The sequence below is a fragment of the Streptomyces sp. NPDC001348 genome, from assembly GCF_053597535.1.
Genome location: NZ_JBSFIK010000021.1, coordinates 57467 through 75124 on the forward strand (window position 1 = coordinate 57467; position 17658 = coordinate 75124).

The following is a 17658-nucleotide window of genomic DNA, read 5'->3' on the forward strand; positions in this document are numbered from 1 at the left end:
GGTTGGCCCGCGACACATTGGTTATGGACGTGGAACTTCCTGAACTGCCTTTTTCCCTGCGCACGTACGGCCCCGAAGGCAACTGGTCCTACGAGGACGGTGTCCTCACCGGGTGGGCCGGACCCCGGCAGGACCGGTTCGTGCCGCCCACCGGGGAGGCGTTGGAGCCGGCCTCCGACGCGCCCCGGTTGCTGGGGGCGCCCGAGGGGGACTTCCAGCTGATCGCCCGGGTCACCGTCGGGTTCGCCGCCGCCTTCGACGCGGGCGTGCTCTACGTCCATGTCGGCGAGCGGGCCTGGGCCAAGCTCTGCCTGGAGTACTCCCCGGATGTGCCCACCGTCTGCACGGTGGTCACCCGGGGACACTCCGACGACGCCAACTCCTTCACGGTGGAAGGCAGTTCCGTCTGGCTCCGGATCAGCCGCACCGGCCGGGCCTTCGCCTTCCACGCGTCCCGCGACGGTGAGCGCTGGACGTTCGTACGGCTCTTCACCCTGGGTGAGGAGAAGGAGACCGGCGCGGCGCTGGTCGGCTTCATGACCCAGTCGCCGATGGGCGAGAGCTGCGTCGTCACGTACGACCACATCGAGTTCAGGGACCGCTGGCCGGACGACCTGCGGGACGGGAGCTGAGCTGGCGGGAACCGTGCTCGCCCCCGGGTACGTCCTCCGTTGCATGATCGAATCGCACGGGAACACCGGCTCCTCAGTGATCAGGACCGCCCTGCCCGCGGAGGCCGAGGCCGTCGCCGACCTGCATGTCCGAGCCAGGTCGACGTACTACCCGAACGGCCTGCCGGAGGACGGCTTCGACTGGGTGGCCCGCTGGCGGCAGGCCATCGAGCGGCCCGACGGCCATGTGCTGTGCGCGGTCCGCGACGACCGCCTGGTGGGCATCGCCTCCTTCCGCACCCCCGAGGAGGGCCCGGCGGACGTGGTCAAGCTGTTCCAGTTCCACGTCGACCCCGACCACTGGCGCGCGGGCATCGGCACGGCCCTGCACACCGCGTGCGTCGAGCGGTGGCGGGCCGACGGCAGGCGGAGCGCGGTCCTCGACGTGCACGTGGACAACGCCCGCGCCCAGGCCTTCTACGCCGGCCGGGGCTGGGTTCCGGACCCGGAGAACCCGCCCGCCGAGGGGGACCACCACCTGTACCTGCGGTACGCCGTACGCCCCGGGGAATGAAGCGAGCTGCTTGAACGTTCACGTACCGGGCGGAGAGAGCCTCCGCGCCGGTACGAGCTGGAGAACACATGCGCGTCGAGATCTGGACGGACATCGCCTGTCCCTGGTGCTACGTGGGCAAGGCCCGCTTCGACAAGGCCCTCGCGGACTTCCCGCACCGCGACCAGGTCGAGGTGGTGCACCGCTCCTTCGAGCTCGACCCCGGCCGCGCCAAGGGCGACGTCCAGCCGGTGATCGCCATGCTCACCCGGAAGTACGGCATGAGCGAGGCGCAGGCCGAGGCGGGCGAGGACAACCTGGGCGCACAGGCCGCCGCCGAGGGCCTGGAGTACCGCACCCGGGGCCGCGACCACGGCAACACCTTCGACATGCACCGTCTGCTGCACTTCGCCAAGGAACAGGGCCGGCAGGACGCGCTGATCCAGATCCTGTACCGGGCGAACTTCGCCGAGGAGCGGTCGCTCTTCACCGAGGGCGACGAGCGGCTGGTGGAGCTGGCCGCCGAGGCCGGACTGGACGCCGACGCGGTCCGCGCGGTGCTCGCCGACCCGGACGCCTACGCCGACGACGTCCGCGCCGACGAGCGAGAGGCGGCACAGCTCGGGGCGAGCGGGGTGCCCTTCTTCGTCCTCGACCGCAAGTACGGGGTCTCCGGCGCCCAGCCCGCGGAGGTCTTCACCCAGGCGCTGACCCAGGCGTGGGGCGAGCACTCCCCGCTGAAGCTGATCGACCAGGGGGACGCCGACGCCTGCGGCCCGGACGGGTGCGCGGTGCCGCAGCACTGAGAAACCGCAGCTCAGGCGGCACGTATAAGCGTTCCTGAGCGGATCCATGCACGAATCCGCAATGGACTACGGCTTCATCGGGTCGCAGAGTGGACTCATGGAGATCACGGAGACGTCGTTCGAGAGCCTCGTCCGCGCCGAGTTCGCCCCGAAGAGCACCTATCTCAACACCGCGAGCAACAGCCTGCTGCCCGCCCGTGCCGTCGCCGCCCTCCACGAGGCGGCGCTGCTGCGGGCCGAGGGCCGGCCGCTGACCTCGCTGTACGAGGACGTGGAGGCCTGCCGGGCCGGGTACGCCCGGCTCGCCGGCGTCCCGGCCTCCCGGGTCGCGGTGGGCGCGTCGGTCGCCGCGCACACCGGGGTGATCGCCGCCGCGCTGCCCGCGGGCGCCGAAGTCCTGACCGCCGAGGACGACTTCACCTCGGTGCTGAACCCGTTCCACGTCCGCGGCGACCTCAAGGTGCGAAACGTTCCGCTGGAGCGGATCGCCGATTCGGTGCGCCCGGACACCGCGCTCGTCGCGGTCAGCGCCGTCCAGTCGGCCGACGGGCGGATCGCCGACCTGACCGCTCTGCGGGAGGCCGCCCGGGCGCACGGGGCGCGTACCTATGTCGACTTCTCCCAGTCGGCCGGCTGGCTGCCGATGGACGCCGACGCCCACGACTTCTCCGCCTCGGTCTCCTTCAAGTGGCTGCTCGGCCCGCACGGCACGGCCTTCTTCGTGGTCCCGGAGGACTTCGGCGGGCTGGCACCGGTGCTCGCGGGCTGGGTCGCGGGGGAGAAACCGTGGGACAGCTGCTACGGCCCGGTCGCCGAACTCGCCCATTCCGCACGGCGGTTCGACCTGACCCACGCCCTGTTCACCTTCGCGGGACTGCGCCGCTCCCTGGAGCTGATCGAGGAGCTCGGCGTGAGCGCCGTCCACCAGCACGACCTCGCGCTCGCCGACCGGTTCCGGGCCGGGCTCGCGGCACTCGGACACGAGCCCGTGTCCGCGCCGGGATCGGCGATCGTGTCGGTGCCCGGACTGGGTGACCGGCAGCCGGAGTTGAGCCGCGCGGGGATCGAGGTCTCCAACCGCGCGGGCAACCTCCGCGCGGCCTTCCACCTGTACAACACCCCCACGGACGTCGACCGTCTGCTGACCGCCCTGTCCGCCTGACACGACCGGGCCGGAACCTTCCGTCCCACACGAGAAGGCCCCGGCCGGTCGACACGACCGGGCCGGGACCCCGCGTCCCACACGAGAGGGTCCCGGCCCGGCGGTCGTTGGGCGGTTACCGCACCGGGGTGAAGTCCCGCGCCCCGATGAACTCCGGTCGCCGTACCGGAGCGGCGAACGGCTCCACCGCCTCGTTCTCCACGCTGTTGAAGACGATGAAGACGTTGCTGCGCGGGAACGGCGTGATGTTGTCGCCGGAACCGTGCATGCAGTTGCAGTCGAACCAGGTCGCCGAGCCGGCCTTGCCGGTGAACAGCTTGATGCCGTACTCGCTCGCCATCTTGGTGAGCGCCTCGTCGGAGGGCGTGCCCGCGTCCTGCATCTGCAGCGACTTCTTGTAGTTGTCCTTGGGGGTGGCCCCGGCACAGCCCAGGAACGTCCGGTGCGAGCCCGGCATGATCATGAGCCCGCCGTTGGTGTCGTAGTTCTCGGTCAGCGCGATCGAGACGGACACCGTCCGCATGTTCGGCAGACCGTCCTCGGCGTGCCAGGTCTCGAAGTCCGAGTGCCAGTAGAAGCCGCTCGCGCCGAAGCCCGGCTTGACGTTGATCCGGGACTGGTGGACGTACACGTCCGAGCCGAGGATCTGCCGGGCACGCCCGACGACCCGCTCGTCCCGCACCAGCTTCGCGAACAGCTCGCTGATCCGGTGGACCTCGAAGACGGACCGGATCTCCTGCGACCGCGGCTCGACGATCGACCGCTCGTCGGCACGGATCTCCGGGGAGTTGACCAGCCGGTCGAGCTCCTGCCGGTAGACGGCGACCTCTTCGTCGGTGATCAGCTGGTCGACGGCGAGGAAACCGTCACGCTCGTACGACTGCAGGTCGGCCGTCGCGATCGGGCCGGGAGTGTCGGGGGAGCCCCAGACGACCGGGTCCTGGCGCGGGGTCGAGACCTCGGTGGCGCCACGGCTCGGGTACAGGTCGGTGACGGTGGGCACGGTGGTGGTGGTCGTGGTGGTCACTGGTTGTCACACCTCCTCGGGCTCGGTGAGCAGCGGGTAGACGCCGTTCTCGTCGTGGTCCTCCCGTCCGGTCACGGGCGGGTTGAACACGCAGAGGCAGCGGAAGTCCTCCTTGACGCGCAGCGTGTGCCGCTCATGGCCGTCGAGGAGGTACATGGTGCCCGGGGTGATCGTGTACGTCTTCCCGGTCTCGTGGTCGGAGAGCTCGGCCTCGCCCTCGACGCAGACGACGGCCTCGATGTGGTTGGCGTACCACATCGACGTCTCCGTGCCGGCGTACAGAATCGTTTCGTGCAGGGAGAAGCCGACACGCTCCTTGGCCAGCACGATGCGCTTGCTCTCCCAGGTACCGGACGCGGCCTTCACATGCCGGTCGGTGCCTTCGATGTCCTTGAACGAACGGACGATCACGGTGGTCCACTTCCTCCTTGCTGGATTCCTGCCGGGTGGTGGTCAGGCGGTTTCGCGTACGGCGCGGGCGAGGACGCGCAGGCCCTCGTCGAGCTCCTCCGGCGTGATGGTGAGGGCCGGCAGCAGTTTGACGACCTCGCTCTCGGGACCGGAGGTCTCGATGAGCAGCCCCAGTTCGAAGGCGCGTCGGGCGACCCGGCCCGCGCGGTCCTTGTCGTGGAACTCCAGGCCCCAGACCAGGCCCCGGCCGCGGTACTCCTTGATGTCGGCGAGGTTCTCCTCGGTGATGCCGATCAGCGCCTGCTCGACCTGCTCACCGCGGGTCCGGGTCTGCTTCTCCATCGCCGAGCCGTCGGTCCAGTACGTCTCCAGGGCCGCGGTGGCCGTGACGAACGCCGGGTTGTTGCCGCGGAAGGTGCCGTTGTGCTCGCCCGGCTCCCAGATGTCCAGCTCGGGCTTGAACAGGCACAGCGACATCGGCAGCCCGTAGCCGCTGATGGACTTCGACACGGTGACGATGTCCGGCACGATCCCGGCCTCCTCGAAGGAGAAGAAGGCACCGGTACGGCCGCAGCCCATCTGGATGTCGTCGACGATCAGCAGCATGTCCTGCCGCTCGCACAGGTCCTTGAGGGCGCGCAGCCACTCGGGGCGCGCGACGTTGATGCCGCCCTCGCCCTGCACCGTCTCGACGATCACGGCGGCCGGCTTGTTGAGCCCGGATCCCTGGTCCTCGAGCAGCCGCTCGAACCACAGGAAGTCCTGGACCTGGCCGTCGAAGTAGTTGTCGAACGGCATCGGCGTCCCGTGCACCAGGGGTATGCCCGCGCCCGCCCGCTTGAAGGCGTTGCCGGTGACGGCCAGCGAGCCCAGGGACATCCCGTGGAAGGCGTTGGTGAAGGACACGATCGCCTCGCGCCCCTTCACCTTCCGGGCCAGCTTCAGCGCGGACTCCACGGCGTTGGTGCCGGTCGGGCCCGGGAACATGACCTTGTACGGCAGGTCGCGGGGGCGGAGCACCAGGTTCTGGAAGGACTCCAGGAAGGCCCGCTTGGCGCTGGTCGACATGTCGAGCCCGTGCGTGACGCCGTCCCGCTCCAGGTAGTCGATCAGGGCCCGTTTCAGTACGGGGTTGTTGTGGCCGTAGTTGAGGGAGCCGGCGCCGGCGAAGAAGTCGAGGTATTCATGGCCGTCCTCGTCGAACATGCGGCTGCCCTGCGCGCGGTCGAAGACGGTGGGCCAGCCGCGGCAGTAGCTGCGTACCTCGGACTCCACGGTCTGGAAGACGCTGAGGTCGGGCTGGGTGATGGTCACGACGAATCGCTCCTCGGTGCGTGGGGGAGGTGGGGAAGTGCGTGGGGGAGTGCGGGGGTTCGGCAGGCGAGGGGTCAGAAGGTGAGCGGGCCGATCCGGTACAGGACCTCGCTCTCGTGCGGCCCGTCGGGGAACAGGCCCGCGTCGAACAGCACCTCGCGGGAGACGGTGGCGCCGTGACGGTCGGCGAACGAGGTGAACAGGCGCTCCGAAGCGGTGTTGCCCGGGGTGATCGTGGTCTCCACCCAGTTGATTCCGCGCTCGGCGCCGAGCCGCGAGGCCAGCCCCTCGAGGAGCGCGGCGGCGATGCCCCGGCCCCGGTGGGACGCGTCGACCGCCACCTGCCAGACGAGCAGGGTCTGCGGCTGCTCCGGCCGTACGTACCCGGTGAGGAATCCGATCGGGCTCCCGTCGGCCCCGCGGGCCACCGCCGAGGTGCCGGCGAAGTCACGGCACCACAGCAGATAGCTGTAGGAGGAGTTCAGGTCGAGGGTTTTGGAGTCCTTGGCGATGCGCCAGAGTGCGGCTCCGTCCGCCACCGCCGGGCGGTCGATGAGCAGGTCTGCTTGTGCGGCAGTCATGCGAATTAAATTTACCGGTGGAAATTCAAAAATGCATGGCCGAACGGGGTTACTTCCGTGGGGGTCCTGTGTTATCGCGCGGGCGCGGGCAGGTGCGCGACGTGGCGGAGATTTGTGCCGATTTGCCCGTGACAAAACGGGCAGAAAGGGAAGCTTGTGCAATGCGTCACAGCCGTGTAACCCGCTTCACAAGTCACTGCGTTTACGTCCGGGAAAAGCGGGCAGAAGCACATGGGAAAGCTACCCTGAAATAAGAATTAGCAAATCACCGTGAATTCACGCTCCGGTCACTCCGTCAATACGCTCACGCAGAATGTCCGCGTGGCCGTTGTGCCGGGCGTACTCCTCGACCATGTGCATGAGCACCCAGCGCACACTGACCTCGAGCCCCGCCATCGGCCCGTCGGCGATCCTTCCGGTGTCGTCCAGCGAGCGCCCGGCGCACATCTCCTGCCCGCGGGCGACCTCGCTCCGCCAGACGGCGAGCGCCTCGTCCAGCCCCCGGCCGGGATCGAGGGCGTATCCGGTCTCCTCCCCGAAGGCGGGCGGCACGTCGAGACCGGCGACGACCCGCTGGAACCAGTTCCGCTCCACCTCCGCGAGGTGCTGTACGAGCCCCAGCAGCGTGAGCGACGACGGCTCGGCCGACGCCAGCCGCACCTGCGCGTCGTCCAGCCCCGCGCACTTCAGCTCCAGCGTGGCCCGGTGGAAGGCCGGCCAGCTCTCCAGCATGGGCCGTTCGTCACCGGTCATCAGGGGGACGGGCCGGCCGTCGGGCAGGGTCCGAGGTGTGTCCGTGGTCATACGGTGAGCATGGCAGGGAGCTCTGACCCCGGTGCTCGTTTCCGGCCGGGGCCGGGCTCACCGCCGCCAGATGTCCTCCACCGTCCGCCGGGCCCCGTCCGGGTCCACGTCCAGTCCCCGTTCGGCCAGCGCGGCGCCCAGCGCCGTCAAGGAGGCCCGCACCGCGTCCATCGTCGCGTCCGGGCCGTAGTGGTTGACCCGGATCATCTCCTTGGCCAGCGCGCCCCCGCCCGCGGCCAGGGGCAGTGCGGGATCGGCGGCCAGGGCGTGGGCGACCAGCTCCGAGGCCACCACTCCCGACGGCACCCGCAGCGTGGTCGCCACCGGCGCCGCGTCCCGCTCCTGGTGCACATACGGCTCCAGCCCGCCGCCCAGGGCCACCGCCCCGGCCCGGGTGGCCAGCGCCGAGCGCCGGTGCCGGGCCATCACCGTCGCCGGCCCCGCCGTCTCGATCCGCTCCAGGCAGGCCTCCAGGGCGAGCATCTCCAGCTGGGCGGGAGCGTGCAGCAGTGCCTTGCGGCCGCCGTCGATCCAGCGCTCCTTCCAGTCGAGCAGCGACAGGTACGAGCGGCGCGGCGCCCGTGGGTTCGCCGCCATCCGCGCCCAGGCCCGCTCGCTCACCGACACCGCCGACACGCCTGCCGGACCGCCCATCGCCTTCTGCGCCCCGATCACGCACAGGTCCACGCCCCAGGCGTCCGGCAGCACCGGTTCGGCGCCCACGGAGGCGACCGCGTCCAGATAGAAGAGCGCACCCTGCTCCCGTACCGCCTCGCCGATCTCCGCGACCGGGTTGGTGTTGCCGGTGGCCGCCTCCGCGTGCACCAGCGACACGAAGTCGATCTCCGGGTGCTCGGCGAAGGCCTTCCGGATCTGCGCCGCCGTGACCGCCGTGTGGAAGGGCACCGCCAGGTCGTGCACCGTGGCGCCGCAGTCCCGCAGCCAGTCCCCGAACGTCTGGCCGTACGGCCCGGTGATGACGTTCAGTGCGGTCGTGCCCGGTCCGGCGGCCGCCCGGATCGCCCCCTCCAGCGGCAGCAGGGCCTCACCCTGCATGATCACGAGGTCCTGCCGGGTGTCGAGCAGCCGTGCCACCCGGTCCTCGACCGAGGCGAAGCGTGCGGCGCTCAGCGGGGGGAGATCGAGGAAGGCGTGGGTCACGGTGATGCTCTCTTCACTCACGGGGAACAGGTGAAGTCGAGCGTAACCAACCGGAGTCGGTCACCCGCGACCGGTGACTTCCCAGGCTGTTCGGTCCTGCAGCCATCGGAATAGTTTGAGCAGTCCAAAGCTTTCCTTATAATCGAAACCCATTGTTCCCCTACAGGGAGGCCCCCCGTGTCAACCCCCTCCGGGCGCCGGACCCGCGTCCTGGCCGCCACCGCCGCGACGGCCGGGCTGCTGCTCGTGGCTGCCGGTGCCTCTGGCTGCACCTCCACCGGCAACGGCGGCAGCGGCTCCAAGACCGCCGCCGGCGGGGTCAAGGTCGTCAAGGCGGGACAGCTCACCACCTGCACCCACCTGCCGTACCCGCCCTTCCAGTCGGAGATCGACGGCAAGGTCCAGGGCTTCGACGTCTCGCTCGTCGACCTGGTGGCCAAGGACCTCGGCGTGAAGCAGGCCATCGTCGACACGCCCTTCGAGAACTTCAAGACGGGCGCCTTCCTCAACTCCGGCCAGTGCGACCTGGCCGCGGCCGGCATGACCATCACCGCCGAGCGCAAGAAGCACGTCGATTTCTCCGACCCGTACTTCAACGCCACCCAGGCCGTCCTCGTCGACAAGAAGAGCGGCATCGGCTCGCTCGCCGACGTCAAGGCCAAGGGGAAGAAGCTCGGCGCCCAGGCACAGACCACCGGCGAGGACTACGTGAAGAAGCAGGGCTACGACCCCGTCTCCTTCGAGTCCTCCGACGCGGTCCTCAACGGCCTGCGCACCGGCCAGGTCCAGGCCGTCGTCATCGACTATCCCGTGGTCCAGGGCTGGCTCAAGGACAAGGCCAACGCCGCCCGCTTCAAGACGGTCGCCAACATCAACACCGGTGAGCAGTACGGCTTCACGGTCAAGAAGGGCAACACCAAGCTCCTCGCCGCCGTCAACAAGGCGATCGCCGACGCCAAGGCCGACGGCACGTACAAGAAGCTGTACGAGAAGTGGATCGGCCCGTACGACGCCGCCGCGGCCTCCCCCTCCGCCTCATGACCGACATCGCCGACGCCGAGGTGCGGCCCAGGAAGAAGGGCCTGACCCGCCGCCAGAAGCGCAGGCTGTCGCGCGGCATCCAGTACGCCGTCTTCGTCGCCGGCGTGATCGCCTTCGCGGCCACGGCCGACTGGGGGCAGCTGCAGAACCAGTTCGCGCAAGCGGACATCGCCCGGCAGATGTTCCCGGACATCATCACGCTGGCCCTGAAGAACACCGTGCTGTACACCATGTCCGGCTTCGTGGTGGGCCTGGTGCTCGGCATGGTCATCGCGCTGATGCGGCTGTCGTCCGTGGGCCCCTACCGCTGGCTCGCCGGCATCTACATCGAGATCTTCCGCGGCCTGCCCGCCCTGCTGATCTTCATCTTCATCGGCGTCGCCGTGCCCCTGGCCTTTCCCGGCACCGAGATCATCGGCGGCACGTACGGCAAGGTCGCCCTCGCGCTCGGCCTGGTGGCTGCCGCCTACATGGCCGAGACGATCCGCGCCGGCATCCAGGCGGTGCCCAAGGGGCAGATGGAGGCGGCCCGTTCGCTGGGCTTCTCGCCCGCCCGGGCCATGGCCTCGATCATCGTCCCGCAGGCCTTCCGGATCATCCTCCCGCCGCTCACCAACGAACTCGTCCTGCTCTTCAAGGACTCCTCACTGGTGCTGTTCCTCGGCGTCACCCTGGAAGAACGCGAACTGTCCAAGTTCGGCCGCGACCTGGCCAGCACCACCGCCAACTCCACGCCCATCCTCGTCGCCGGCCTGTGCTACCTGCTGGTCACGATCCCGCTCGGCTTCGTCGTCCGCCGTATGGAGGCCAAGGCCCAGGAGGCCGTCAAGTGAGCACCCCCGAGGTCCGGATCCAGGACCTGCACAAGTCCTTCGGCGACAACGACGTGCTGCGCGGCATCGACCTGGAGATCCGCCAGGGCGAGGTGGTCTGCGTCATCGGGCCCTCCGGCTCCGGCAAGTCGACCCTGCTGCGCTGCGTCAACCTCCTCGAGGAACCCACCAAGGGCCGCGTCCACGTCGGCGGCGTCGAACTGACCGACCCCGACGTCGACATCGACGCCGTCCGCCGCCGCATCGGCATGGTCTTCCAGCAGTTCAACCTCTTCCCGCACCTGACGGTGACCGAGAACCTCACCCTGCCGCAGCGCCGGGTGCTGGGGAGGGACAAGGCGACGGCCGCGAAGGTGGCCGCCGAGAACCTGCGACGCGTGGGCCTCGCCGAGAAGGCGGACGCCTACCCGTCCTCCCTCTCCGGCGGTCAGCAGCAGCGGGTGGCCATCGCCCGCGCGCTGGCGATGGGTCCGGAGGTGATGCTCTTCGACGAGCCGACCTCGGCGCTCGACCCCGAGCTGGTGGGCGACGTCCTGGCCGTGATGCGGATGCTCGCGCACGAGGGCATGACCATGATCGTCGTCACCCACGAGATGACCTTCGCCCGCGAGGTGGCCGACCGGGTCGTCTTCATGGACGACGGCGTGATCGTCGAGGACGGCACGCCGGACCAGGTCATCGGCGACCCCGCCCACGACCGCACCCGCCACTTCCTCTCCCGGCTGCTGGACCCGGCGGGGGCCGAGGTGGAGGAGGAGAGCTCGGACCAGGTGGGCAAGGGCGGCCAGTAGCTCACTAAGGTGCCGTACATGAGCGATCAAGCGGTGCTGCACGTGAAGGGCCGGATCCTCGTCGGCCCGGACGAGGTCCGGGACGAACTGTGGGTGGTCGGCGGCCGGATCTCCTACGACCGCCCCGTCGGCGCCCACGAGGCGACGACCGTGGAGGGCTGGGCGCTGCCCGGCCTCGTCGACGCCCACTGCCACGTCGGTCTCGGCACGCACGGCCCGGTCGACAAGGACGTGGCCGAGAAGCAGGCGCTGACCGACCGCGAGGCCGGCACCCTGCTGATCCGCGACGCCGGTTCGCCCTCCGACACCCGCTGGATCGACGACCGCGAGGACCTCCCGAAGATCATCCGGGCCGGTCGGCACATCGCCCGCACCCGCCGCTACATCCGTGGCTACGCCCACGAGATCGAGCCGGACGACCTCGTTACGTACGTCGCCCAGGAGGCCCGGCGCGGTGACGGCTGGGTCAAGCTGGTCGGCGACTGGATCGACCGCGACCTCGGCGACCTGTCCGCGTGCTGGCCGCGCGAGGCGGCCGAGGCGGCCATCGCCGAGGCCCACCGCCTGGGCGCCCGCGTGACCGCCCACTGCTTCGCCGAGGACTCCCTGCGCGACCTGGTCGAGGCGGGCATCGACTGCATCGAGCACGCGACGGGCCTGACCGAGGACCTGATCCCCCTGTTCGCCTCCCGGGGCGTCGCGATCGTCCCCACCCTCGTCAACATCGCCACCTTCCCCCGGCTCGCCGACGGCGGCGAGTCCAAGTACCCGCGCTGGTCGGCCCACATGCGGCGACTGCACGAACGCCGCTACGACACCGTGCGCGCCGCCCACGACGCCGGGATCCCGGTGTACGTCGGCACGGACGCCGGAGGCTCACTCGCCCACGGCCTGGTCGCCGGCGAGGTCGCGGAACTGGTCACCGCCGGCATCCCACCGACCGAAGCCCTGTCGGCGACCGCCTGGTCCGCCCGCACGTGGCTGGGCCGCCCCGGCCTGGAGGAGGGCGCACCGGCGGACCTGGTGGTGTACGAGACGGACCCGAGGGCGGACGTACGCGTACTGGCGGCCCCGCGACGGGTGGTACTGAACGGGGCGGTGGTGGAGTAGCGCGGACGGAAGCTCCGACGCGCAGGGGCGCAGCCCCGCAGGGGGTGCAGCGGGCGAAGCCCCCGCCCGGCGTGCGGCGACGGAGCCCTGCGGGGGGTGCAGGGGGCGGAGCCCCCGCCGGGGTCTGGGGCGGAGCCCCAGGTGGGGTCACTTCTCAGTCGGCTGTCACGGGTGGGTGGGTGGGAAACCCCGGGGTCCAGGGGCGTAGCCCCTGGCGGAACCCGGGGCGGAGCCCCGGTCACCCCAGCGCGACGGACAGCGCACCCAGGAACCCGTCCACCGTCCCCCGGTCCCGCACGGCGACCCGCACCCACTCCTCCCCGAGCCCGGGAAACGTGTCCCCGCGCCGCACCGCGTACCCGAGCTCCCGCAACCGCCCCCGCACCTCACCCGCCCCCGGCATCCGCACCAGGACGAACGGCCCCTCCGCAGGGGACACCACCCGCACGCCCCGCCCCGCGAACGCCGCCAGCCCCGCCACCAGATGGGCCCGGTCGGACGCCACCCGGTGCGCCGCGTGGGCCGCCTCCGCCAGTGCCCGCGGAGCCACACACGCCGCCGCCGCGGCCAGCGCCGGCGTGGACACCGGCCACAGCGGCTGGGCCCGCTCCAGTTCCCCGATCGTCTCCGGGGCGGCCAGCACGTAGCCGATCCGCAGCCCGGCCAGCCCCCACGTCTTGGTCAGGCTGCGCAGCACCACCAGCCCGGGCACGTCCGTCCGCCCGGCCAGCGCCTCCCGCTCGCCCGGCACCGCGTCCATGAACGCCTCGTCGACCACCAGCACCCGCCCGGGCCGGGCGAGGGAGGCGATCACTCCGGCCGGGTGCAGCACCGACGTGGGGTTCGTGGGGTTGCCGATCACCACCAGGTCGGCGTCCTCCGGCACCCGCGCCGGATCCAGCCGGAACCCGTCCGCCTCCCGCAGCAGCACCCGGCCGACCGTGTGCCCCGCGTCCCGCAGCGCCGCCTCCGGCTCGGTGAACTGCGGATGCACGACCACCGGCCGGCGCACCTTCAGCGCCCGCGCGAGCAGCACGAACGCCTCCGCCGCCCCAGCCGTCAGCAGCACCCGCTCGGCCGGAACCCCGTGCCGTGCCGCCACCGCGGCCCGCGCGGCCCGTCCGTCCGGGTAGGCGGCGAGCGAGTCCAGCGACCCGGCGATGTGCTCCCGCAGCCATGCGGGCGGGGTGTCCGCGCGGACGTTGACGGCGAGGTCGACCAGCCCGGCACCGTCGTCACGCACCTCTGCGTCCCCGTGGTGACGCAGATCGTGCCCGCCCGTGGCGGAGTCCTCAGTGCGCATGGCTGTGTGCGTGCCCCCCGTGATGGTGGTGACCGTGGCCGTGTCCGTGGCCGTCCTCGTCGTCGTCCGGATGGAAGTGCGGCTGCTGCGGCAGCCCCACCTTGTCCTCGAAGCCGGGCAGCGCGATGCGGTACACGCACGAGTCGCAGTTCATCCTGAGGTCGCCCTTGACGGCCTCCTCGTACCGCTCCATCACCAGGTCGAGCAGCTCCGGTTCGGGTCCGACGACGTCCGCCGACCGCACCTCGACCTCCGGGTGCGCCGCGGCCCAGCCCTGGGTCTGCTGCCGTACCCGGTCGGGCAGGATCCCGGTGAACAGGAAGTACGGCAGGACCACGATCCGCCGTGCCCCCAGCTTCGCGCACCGGTCGAGTCCGCTGGGCACGTCCGGTGCCGCCAGCGACACGAACGCCGTCTCCACACCGGCGTACCCGCGCCCCTCCCACAGCAGCCGGGCGGCCTTGTGCACCTCGGCGTTGGCGTCCGGGTCGGTCGAGCCGCGCCCGACGAGCAGCACGGTCACGTCGGCCCGGTCCTCCGGCCTGCGCACCGAGGAGCCGAGCGCCTCGTCCAGCCGCCGCTCCAGCACCTTCAGCAGCGCCGGGTGCGGGCCGAGCGGGCGGCCGTAGGTGTAGGAGATCCCGGGGTGCCGCTCCTTCTCGCGGGCCAGTGCGGCCGGTATGTCGCCCTTGGCGTGCCCGGCGGACACCAGCATCAGCGGCACGGCCGCGAACCGCCGCACCCCCCGTTCGACCAGTTCGGTGACCGCGTCGCCGAGCGGCGGCGGGGACAGCTCGATGAAGCCGCCCGCGACGGGCAGTTCGGGGTGGCGGCGGGCCAGCTCCCGGACGAAGTCGCGGAACGCCTCGGCTCCGGCGTCGTCCCGGGTGCCGTGGCCGGCGATGAGCAGGGCGGGCGGGGTGGTCACGGCTTCTCCTCAGCGGAAACGGGGTGGTACAGCAGGGCGTTGAGCGCGGCGGCGGCGACCGCCGAACCGCCCTTCTCGGACACGTTGCTCACGGCGGGCAGCCCGCTCTCGCGCAACGCGGCCTTGGACTCGGCCGCGCCGACGAACCCGACGGGTAGACCGATGACGAGCGCGGGGTCGGCGTCCAGCGTCAGCAGTTCCTCCAGGGCGGTCGGCGCATTGCCGATCACCCACAGGGCCCCCGGGCCGACCTGTTCGTACGCCAGCCGCACGGCGTGCGCGGAACGCGTCAGCCCGGGCCCGGACTCCGCGTCCTTGAGGCGGCAGACGGTCTCCCGCCGGGTGATCCCGGCCGCGACCATCTCGACGTCCACGACCACCGGCGCCCCGGCGTGCAGCGCGGCGTGCGCCTTCCGCAGGTCGCCCTCGTCCATGACGAGGTCGGTGGCGTACTCCAGGTCGGCGGCGGAGTGGATGACCCGCTCCACCACGGCCCGGGTCAGCGGCGGGAAGTGCGAGGTGTCCAGGCGGGCACGCAGCCGCCGGTAGGACTCCACCTCGATCGGATGGACCACACGGTTCACCGGCCCCGCGACGGCGTCGCTCATGATGCAGCCTCCTGCCAGCGGTAGCCGCGCGGTGTCACCATGCGGCCGGCGATCTCACGGGTCGCCGTGTTGCCCACGGTGACGACCGTCATCATGTCGACCGTCGCCGGGTCCAGCGCGGCCAGGGTCGTGACCCGGCTGGACTCGTCCGGCCGGGAGGCGTTGCGCACGACACCGACGGGTGTGGCGGGCTCCCGGTGCTCGGCGAGAACGGCCAGCGCCTTGGGCAGCTGCCAGTCACGGCCCCGGGAGCGGGGGTTGTAGAAGGTGACGACGAGGTCCGCCTCGGCCGCCGCCCGTACCCGCCGCTCGATGATCTCCCACGGCGTGTGCAGGTCGGACAGGCTGATCGACACATGGTCGTGGCCGAGCGGCGCGCCGAGGATCGCCCCGGCCGCGAGCGCCGCCGTGACGCCGGGGACCCCGATCACGTCGATGTCGCCGGAGGCCTCGGCGAGCGCGGGGGACGCCATCGCGTACACCCCCGCGTCCCCGCTGCCGATCAGCGCGACCGCGTGGCCGGCGCGGGCCTCGGCGACCGCCGTGCGGGCCCGCTCCTCCTCCGCGCCGAGCCCCGACTCCAGGACGCGGGTGCCGGGCCGCAGCAGATCGCGGATCTGGTCGACGTACTGGTCGAGCCCGACGAGCACGGAAGCCCGCCGCAGTTCCGCCTCGGCGCGCGGAGTGAGCAGGTCCCGGGCGCCCGGCCCGAGCCCGACCACCGCGAGCCGCCCGCGCCCCGGCCGCCGTACCACGGCACAGGTCGCCATCGCGGGGCTACCGGCCGACTTCCGCTTGGGGACGAGGAGTTCGCCGCCCCGGAGCAGCGCGGCCGCCTCGGAGACGGACGGCGTGCCGACGGCCGCGAGGGGCGCGTCGGACGGGTTGGGCACCTCGACGCCCGCCAGTTCCTCGGCGGAGTACGTCACCAGCGGCACCCCGAGCCGCCCGGCGGCGGCCACGATCCCGGGCTCCTCCGCCTTGGCGTCGACGGTGGCGAGCTCGGCGACGGACCTGGCGGACAGCCCGGCGTCCCGCAGCGCGGCCTCCACCAGTGCGAGCACCTCCTCGGCCGGCGCGCCCTTGGCGGCGCCGACGCCGACGACCAGGGACGGCGGCCGCAGCAGCACCTCGCGTTCGCCCGGCTCGACGTCCCGATCGGTCAGCCGGATGGTGTACGCCCCTTCCGCCGCCGTCGGCAGCGGGGGCAACGGCCATACGGACTCGGCCTCCAGGGCCACCGGTTCACCGTCCAGCAGCGCCCGCGAGACGGTCGCGACGGAGCCCTCCACCGGGAACCCGAGCGTGTCGAGGCCCGGCAGCCCCACGGAGTCCGTCGCGGTCGTCACCACCGGCTCGGCACCCAGCAACCCGCCCACCTCGCGGGCGAGTTTGTTGGCCCCGCCGCCGTGCCCGCCGACCAGCGACACGGCGAACCGTCCGCCCTCGTCGACGCACACCACACCGGGGTCGGACACCTTGTCCGCGAGCAGCGGTGCCACGAGCCGCACCACGGCCCCCGTGGCCAGGAAGCACACGAGCTGCTCGCACTCCGCGAACGCGGCCCGTACGGCGTCCCCCACGGGACCCTCGTACACGCGCGTACGGTCCGGCCACGCGGCGGCCAGCCGGTCGCGCGCGGCCGCCCCCGCCGCGGTGGCGGAAATCAGGCCGATCACAGGGGAACTCCTTCGTGCAGGCCGGGGGTTCTGACTCCCCACAGCAGGAAAACGGGGTTGGTCGCCGCCAGCCGGGTCACATCGCCCGGCAGCGGCGCGAGCCGGGACGACTGGAGCAGTACGCCGTCGCAGGTGAACCCGGCGCCGGTGAGCGCGGCCCGGGCCGCCGGGACCCGGTCGAGCGCCGCCATCGCGACGACCACGGTGCGCCGGGCCCGCCGAGCGCACTCCCCGACGATGCCGGGCAGCTCGCGCCCGCCGCCGCCGACGAACACGGCGTCGGGATCGTCGAGCCCGTCCAGCGCCTCCGGTGCCGTGCCGTGCACCACGTGCACGTCCACTCCGTGCGCGGCGGCGTTGGCGCGGATCCGTGCCACCCCGTCCGGGGCCCGCTCCACCGCGCTGACGGCGGAACCGAGCCGCGCGCACTCCACGGCGACGGACCCGGACCCGGAGCCCACGTCCCACACCAGCTCGCCGGGGCGCGGCCCGAGCCTGGCCAGAGCCAGCGCCCGCACCTCGAACTTGGTGATCATCGAGTCGCGGTGGGCGAAGTCGTCCTCGTCCAGCGCCCACCCGGGGGGCCGCACGGCGGCCGGCCCGGCGAGCGTCCGTACCGGACCCGGCGCCCGCGTCTCGTCCAGGCACAGCACGACGCTCACCGCCGTACCCCAGTCGCGGCCGGCGGCCTCGGCGGGCGTGACCCGTTCGACACGCTCGTCCGCCGAGCCCAGCGCCGACGCGACGACGAGGCTCCGCCCGGGGGCGGTGCGGGCCAGCGCGGCACCCAGCTCGGCCGGTCCGGCGCCGGGACCGGTCAGGACGGCGACCTTGGGATAGGCGCGGCACACGTTCAGGGCCGTCCGCGGCTCCCTTCCGTGCGCGCTGACCACCACCGCGTCGTCCCAGGTCAGCCCCAGCCGGGCGAAGGCGGC

General features: G+C 71.9%; 19 protein-coding genes. 8 read left to right on the top strand and 11 right to left on the bottom strand.

Annotated elements, in window-relative coordinates; translation table 11 throughout:
- Window positions 1-23 precede the first annotated feature (23 nt).
- The 4 genes from ACWC21_RS22370 to ACWC21_RS22385 all read left to right on the top strand — a co-directional run bounded on the left by ACWC21_RS22370 (window position 24) and on the right by ACWC21_RS22385 (window position 3132).
- Window positions 24-632, top strand: coding sequence for a DUF1349 domain-containing protein (locus tag ACWC21_RS22370; RefSeq protein WP_450884450.1), 609 nt, complete (start codon window positions 24-26; stop codon window positions 630-632).
- Between the two features lie 43 nt (window positions 633-675).
- Window positions 676-1185: an N-acetyltransferase family protein gene (locus ACWC21_RS22375; RefSeq protein ID WP_450884452.1), complete on the top strand. Its 510-nt coding sequence runs from the start codon at window positions 676-678 to the stop codon at window positions 1183-1185.
- Between the two features lie 68 nt (window positions 1186-1253).
- The gene (locus tag ACWC21_RS22380) at window positions 1254-1970 is read left to right on the top strand and encodes a DsbA family oxidoreductase (RefSeq protein WP_450884454.1); all 717 of its coding nucleotides are present in this window, start codon (window positions 1254-1256) and stop codon (window positions 1968-1970) included.
- A gap of 97 nt (window positions 1971-2067) precedes the next feature.
- A complete protein-coding gene (locus ACWC21_RS22385) occupies window positions 2068-3132 on the top strand; it encodes an aminotransferase class V-fold PLP-dependent enzyme (RefSeq protein WP_450884456.1) in 1065 nt (354 codons plus the stop codon).
- Between the two features lie 115 nt (window positions 3133-3247).
- Here ACWC21_RS22385 and thpD read toward each other — a convergent pair whose 3' ends face one another.
- The 6 genes from thpD to ACWC21_RS22415 all read right to left on the bottom strand — a co-directional run bounded on the left by thpD (window position 3248) and on the right by ACWC21_RS22415 (window position 8430).
- Window positions 3248-4159, bottom strand: a complete 912-nt coding sequence (gene thpD / locus ACWC21_RS22390; protein ID WP_450884458.1) for an ectoine hydroxylase — start codon at window positions 4157-4159, stop codon at window positions 3248-3250.
- A gap of 6 nt (window positions 4160-4165) precedes the next feature.
- Window positions 4166-4570: an ectoine synthase gene (locus ACWC21_RS22395; protein WP_388804552.1), complete on the bottom strand. Its 405-nt coding sequence runs from the start codon at window positions 4568-4570 to the stop codon at window positions 4166-4168.
- A gap of 42 nt (window positions 4571-4612) precedes the next feature.
- Window positions 4613-5884, bottom strand: a complete 1272-nt coding sequence (gene ectB, locus ACWC21_RS22400) for a diaminobutyrate--2-oxoglutarate transaminase (protein ID WP_450884460.1) — start codon at window positions 5882-5884, stop codon at window positions 4613-4615.
- A 74-nt stretch (window positions 5885-5958) separates the two neighbouring features.
- Entirely contained in the window at window positions 5959-6465 is a 507-nt protein-coding gene (gene ectA, locus ACWC21_RS22405) for a diaminobutyrate acetyltransferase (protein ID WP_450884462.1), read from the bottom strand.
- Window positions 6466-6741: 276 nt separating this feature from the next.
- Window positions 6742-7269 (bottom strand): DinB family protein, encoded by a 528-nt coding sequence (locus ACWC21_RS22410; protein ID WP_450884464.1) that lies wholly within the window; start codon window positions 7267-7269, stop codon window positions 6742-6744.
- Between the two features lie 57 nt (window positions 7270-7326).
- On the bottom strand, window positions 7327-8430 hold the full coding sequence (locus ACWC21_RS22415) for a pyridoxal-phosphate-dependent aminotransferase family protein (protein ID WP_450884624.1): 1104 nt from the start codon (window positions 8428-8430) through the stop codon (window positions 7327-7329).
- A gap of 177 nt (window positions 8431-8607) precedes the next feature.
- On the opposite strand from ACWC21_RS22415, the gene ACWC21_RS22420 reads away from it, so the two are divergent.
- Genes ACWC21_RS22420 through ACWC21_RS22435 form a run of 4 tightly spaced genes read left to right on the top strand, consistent with a single transcriptional unit; the run spans window position 8608 to window position 12205 of the window.
- Window positions 8608-9471, top strand: a complete 864-nt coding sequence (locus ACWC21_RS22420; RefSeq protein WP_450884466.1) for a transporter substrate-binding domain-containing protein — start codon at window positions 8608-8610, stop codon at window positions 9469-9471.
- Entirely contained in the window at window positions 9468-10304 is an 837-nt protein-coding gene (locus ACWC21_RS22425) for an amino acid ABC transporter permease (protein WP_450884468.1), read from the top strand. The genes ACWC21_RS22420 and ACWC21_RS22425 overlap by 4 nt, the downstream gene beginning before the upstream one ends.
- Entirely contained in the window at window positions 10301-11095 is a 795-nt protein-coding gene (locus ACWC21_RS22430; protein WP_450884470.1) for an amino acid ABC transporter ATP-binding protein, read from the top strand. The genes ACWC21_RS22425 and ACWC21_RS22430 overlap by 4 nt, the downstream gene beginning before the upstream one ends.
- A gap of 18 nt (window positions 11096-11113) precedes the next feature.
- Window positions 11114-12205 carry an amidohydrolase family protein gene (locus tag ACWC21_RS22435; RefSeq protein ID WP_450884472.1) on the top strand — a complete coding sequence of 364 codons (1092 nt, stop codon included), beginning with the start codon at window positions 11114-11116 and terminating at the stop codon, window positions 12203-12205.
- A 238-nt stretch (window positions 12206-12443) separates the two neighbouring features.
- Here ACWC21_RS22435 and cobC read toward each other — a convergent pair whose 3' ends face one another.
- From cobC to cbiT, 5 genes are all read right to left on the bottom strand, one after another.
- On the bottom strand, window positions 12444-13508 hold the full coding sequence (cobC, locus tag ACWC21_RS22440; RefSeq protein WP_450884474.1) for an Rv2231c family pyridoxal phosphate-dependent protein CobC: 1065 nt from the start codon (window positions 13506-13508) through the stop codon (window positions 12444-12446).
- Window positions 13498-14436: a sirohydrochlorin chelatase gene (locus ACWC21_RS22445; protein WP_450884476.1), complete on the bottom strand. Its 939-nt coding sequence runs from the start codon at window positions 14434-14436 to the stop codon at window positions 13498-13500. Before ACWC21_RS22445 ends, cobC begins: the two co-directional genes overlap by 11 nt.
- A complete protein-coding gene (locus ACWC21_RS22450; protein ID WP_450884626.1) occupies window positions 14433-15020 on the bottom strand; it encodes a precorrin-8X methylmutase in 588 nt (195 codons plus the stop codon). Before ACWC21_RS22450 ends, ACWC21_RS22445 begins: the two co-directional genes overlap by 4 nt.
- Window positions 15021-15040: 20 nt before the next feature.
- Window positions 15041-16723, bottom strand: coding sequence for a precorrin-3B C(17)-methyltransferase (cobJ, locus tag ACWC21_RS22455; RefSeq protein WP_450884478.1), 1683 nt, complete (start codon window positions 16721-16723; stop codon window positions 15041-15043).
- A partial coding sequence (cbiT, locus tag ACWC21_RS22460) for a precorrin-6Y C5,15-methyltransferase (decarboxylating) subunit CbiT (RefSeq protein ID WP_450884480.1) occupies window positions 16720-17658 on the bottom strand: 939 nt, incomplete at its 5' end. The genes cobJ and cbiT, both read right to left, overlap by 4 nt.